We start from the raw sequence: 4091 nt of genomic DNA, 5'->3' as shown, positions 1-4091 counted from the left end.
AGGACTAATATTTGATTTCTGAAAAAGCTCGGTACAACTCGAAAAGCCTAATTCCTTATTCCCTACTCCCTACTCCCCACTCCCCGCCTACGTAAATAATTTCAAAAATCAAATACGATTCCTATAGATGGGTTTAATTTTGTGATTTGAATTAGGGGAAGGGGTTGTGTGGTGAGAGACGCGATCGCACTTTGTCGCCTATATCAATTTTTCTGAAGCGTAACTGTCCTGCGATAACTGCGACCCTTATTATGCTTGCATTTCAGGCTGTAAAATATATTTGCATGGTTACTTTCAAGAATAAATTTTGTGATGTCTTTTTCGATGCCTACATACCTTAATTAGCCATTGGCGTTCCCGAAGCATCCCCTTACGCAGATAAAGCGATAATGTTATAGTAATATAGGGAATATGATAAAATTTCCCTTAATTGACGGCATTTGAATACTCAAATGTGTGAATGATATAGCTGGAGAGGTGTCCGAGCGGTTCATGGTGACGCACTCGAAATGCGTTTTGGGGAAACCCAACGGGGGTTCGAATCCCCCCCTCTCCGTTTAACGGGATTATATTTTCGTATTTACTTAGTCAGATATTGCCCAAACTACATTAAAATATACGCTTACGACACAGATTTTTGGGATACACTAATGCCATTGTGTGAGGAGTGAACGATGGCAAATCGCAGCATGAGGAAAGTGCCCTCATTTATTTTTATCAGTGTTTGTTTATATCTAGGTATTAGTATAGGAGTCGTTATCCGGCTTGGACAATCACAGCGATTAAATGCTGCTACTACACCCACTGAACCTGTATCATTACCATTAGCTATTCCTGTTACGCCATCAACAGCAGAAGGACAAACCTTTCCAGAGACTATTACTATCAAAGCCGTTGGAGATATTATTCCCGGCACTAATTTTCCTAACTATAGATTACCCCGGTTTCGAGATCAATTATTACCAAAGTCAGTGAGAACTCACTTGCAAGGATCTGATATCTTGTTTGGTAACTTTGAAAGTAGCTTAACTAATTATCCCTACACTACTAAAGATATTAGTCGAGGACAAGTCTTTGCTTTTCGCTCCCCACCTGGATATGCTCGGCTATTTGCTGAGGCTGGTTTTAATGTGTTTAATATGGCGAATAACCATGCAATGGATTTCGGCCCGGTAGGGTTCAAAGATACAAAGAAAAATCTTGAGGCTGTGGGTATTGCAACATTAGGTCATAAAAATCAAATTCTTTATCTGCAAGCTAACAATATCCCTGTGGCAATGGTCGGGTTTTCTCCTTATGAAATGTATAATTCCATCCATAATTTAGGAGCAGCCCAAGCACTCGTAGCCGAAGCTAAAAATAAGGCCAAAATTGTAATAGTATCGATGCACGCTGGAGCCGAAGGAACGGGGGCATTACATGTTAAGAATCAGACAGAGTTTTTTTATGGAGAAAACCGAGGTAATTCAATCAAGTTTGCTCGAAAAATGATTGATGCGGGAGCAGATTTAGTACTAGGACATGGGCCTCATGTTCCAAGAGCAATGGAAATTTATAAGGGAAAAATCATCGCCTATTCTTTAGGAAACTTTCTGGGATATCGAACTTTATCTACAAATGCTCAGACGGGTGACTCAATGATTTTAGAAGTTAAACTTAACTCGGCGGGAAATTTGGTATCAAGTAAAATTATCCCCGTGCGGATGAATGGGCAGGGAATCCCTCAAATAGATCAGTATTTTCGGACTGTGAAACTTATGCGTTCTTTGAATAATCAAGCTTTTCCCAAAAATCCGGTGAAGATTAATAAAAAGGGGGAAGTTGTTGTACAGAAGAGAGGTTTTCCAGATAACGTGAAAAGTCAGAAGAGTAATTAACAATTCAAAATTCAAAATTCAAAACTTGTACTGAGCGTAGCCGAAGTAATAAAGAGTTTAGCTAAAAATGAAACAAGAAAGAAAAAGCTGCTCTTGTATTGGCAAAAGGCGTTCAATTTTAGATTGTGAATTTTGGATTTTAGATTGAAGAAAAAATTTCAAATTGACTAATTATTGTCATCTTGTAGCTTTTCCTGAGATTTATGATCATTGTGGGGTTGACTATCAGGCGGTGAATTTTGCTTTTCCAGTGTTGGTACTACTACAGCAGAAGGATCTGACTGTTTGGATTCTGGCTGTTTGGATTCTGTCGGTGGCGCTGTTGGTATAACCACAGAATTTGATGGAATCACCGGTTGAGGGGAAGCAGAATTTTGATTAGAAGCGGGTGAGTTATTTTGTGGCAATGGTGCAGGGGAAGCACTACGAGATGAACGGATAGCCCGTAGTTTTTCGACTAGCGAGGGTATGGGGGAAACGCTAGGTGAAGGTGCGGATTGTTCAAAATTGCGGCGTTGTGATTCTTGTGTAGGGCTGCTAGGAGTTTTTTCTGGGAAAGAACGACGATTACGCCGACGCTGCTTGGAATTAGAAACAGGTGCTGATTCAGTTCTTGAGGTGGTGTTAGTCTCTTTACCCCTCTCTAAGTTAGGAACTTTCGCGGCTGGTTCTTGAGTTGGCTGTTCAAAAAGCGGTTTTGCGATTGGCTGCGGCTGAGATTTGGGTAAGATGCTAGTGATGCCAAAACCTGCTGTAGCAGCAACCAGGGCTACACCTATACCTATGAATATTTGAGATGACCCCTGTTTTTTTGCCAGTACATTTTCTTTGGCGATGCCTGGGTTGGGCTGCGCCAACCCAGATGGTTTATAAATGCGATTCTGGGAAGTTTTTCCATTGCCAATTAAAGTTACTGCTTGCTGGGCAGATAAATTGACAGTTGGCACTGCATAAGTGGTTAAGGCTTGCGGTGTCATATTCACCCCATTTCCAGGTAGCAGTTGTAACCACTCAACAACTGTCGCTGGCCGAAAACGAGACTCTACCGCCATACCGCGCATTACGGCCTGATTGACAGCAGCGCTCAAGTGTGGTTGTAGCTCGCGGGGGGAAGGCATTTGTTCGCGATCGCGCAATAATGCGGGCATAGGAACCTGGGCTGTCAACAGTGAATACAAGGTTGCTGCTAAACCATAAACATCCGTGGCGGGTGTGCGCGGCGCTTGTGTCAAATACTGCTCAATGGGAGAATAACCCTCAGAAACCAGACCCGTGTGAGTCTGCCTGACACTGCCATTAAATTCCCTGGCAATGCCAAAATCAATCAGTACTACTTCCTGGGTTCCAAGGCGTTGGATAATATTATCTGGTTTGACATCTCGATGTAACAAACCATTGTTGTGTACTACCTGTAAAGCTGCCCCAATTTGCCGGATGTAATGAATTGCTGTGGCTTCAGCTAAAGGTATCCCTGGTAATACAAATGCGTCTCCCAAGGTTTCGCCACGAATGTATTCCATCACCATATAAGGTAGTCCAGCTTCGACAAAAAAATCACTAACTCGGACTATATTTGAGTGAATACACGTAGCTAATCGTCTGGCTTCATCTTGGAATTGGCGCTCAAATTTTGCAAAATCAGGATGTTGTCGCAGCCGTTCATTGATGGTTTTCATTACCACCTCCTGACCCAAGTAGTGATGCGTAGCTTTAAACGTAATGCCAAAGCCACCCCGCCCTATTTCTTGAATTAGGGTATATTTTCCATCCTGCAAAATTGTGCCTGCTAACATAAAGAGTCCTGAGTTCTGAGTGAGCAGATAAGTAGCTAGTTCTGAGTCTTAAGGGATTCCCAATAAATTTTCCCATATTTTTTGATATAGGGCAGGGTTTTTGCCTATCTATCTTACGGGATGATTTAGTTGTTGGAACTCTCTAAGTAAGAAAGACCTCCCCATGAGCACAACAGTTTTATCGAAAGCGACGGGAAAGTCCATCCCCTTGTGTCTGTAGAGGGATAGTCGCCCCGTCGCTTGGGGCATAGGGCATAGGGCATAGGGCATTGGTAGTTTCTTCTCCATGCTCCATATTTCGGGGTACTCATTTGTTATTTCGGGGTACTCATTTGTTATTTCGGGGTACTCATTTGTTATTTCGGGGTACTCATTTGTTATTTCGGGGTACTCATTTGTTATTTCGGGGTACTCATTTGTT

At 42.3% G+C, this 4091-nt stretch carries 3 protein-coding genes and 1 tRNA gene; 2 read left to right on the top strand and 2 right to left on the bottom strand.

Features of this window, described 5'->3' with window-relative positions:
- Window positions 1-471 precede the first annotated feature (471 nt).
- Both LC574_RS29455 and LC574_RS29450 read left to right on the top strand, forming a co-directional pair.
- Window positions 472-556: transfer RNA gene (locus tag LC574_RS29455), tRNA-Ser, on the top strand.
- Between the two features lie 118 nt (window positions 557-674).
- Window positions 675-1877, top strand: a complete 1203-nt coding sequence (locus LC574_RS29450) for a CapA family protein (protein ID WP_229457163.1) — start codon at window positions 675-677, stop codon at window positions 1875-1877.
- 167 nt (window positions 1878-2044) lie between these two features.
- On the opposite strand, the gene LC574_RS29445 is transcribed toward LC574_RS29450, so the two are convergent.
- Complete coding sequence (locus LC574_RS29445) at window positions 2045-3670, bottom strand: serine/threonine-protein kinase (RefSeq protein ID WP_229457162.1); 1626 nt, start codon at window positions 3668-3670, stop codon at window positions 2045-2047.
- Between the two features lie 108 nt (window positions 3671-3778).
- The coding region (locus LC574_RS29440) for a hypothetical protein (protein WP_229457161.1) at window positions 3779-4091 on the bottom strand (313 nt) is incomplete at its 5' end.

Source organism: Nostoc sp. CHAB 5715, assembly GCF_020829685.1.
Lineage (GTDB): Bacteria > Cyanobacteriota > Cyanobacteriia > Cyanobacteriales > Nostocaceae > Nostoc.
This window is presented reverse-complemented; position numbering and strand designations above follow the sequence as displayed.

What these genes read in the sequence shown, in the direction of transcription:
- LC574_RS29445 (WP_229457162.1), bottom strand. Translation starts at nt 3,670, where the DNA reads ATGTTAGCAGGCACAATTTTGCAGGATGGAAAATATACCCTAATTCAA.
- LC574_RS29450 (WP_229457163.1), top strand. Translation starts at nt 675, where the DNA reads ATGGCAAATCGCAGCATGAGGAAAGTGCCCTCATTTATTTTTATCAGT.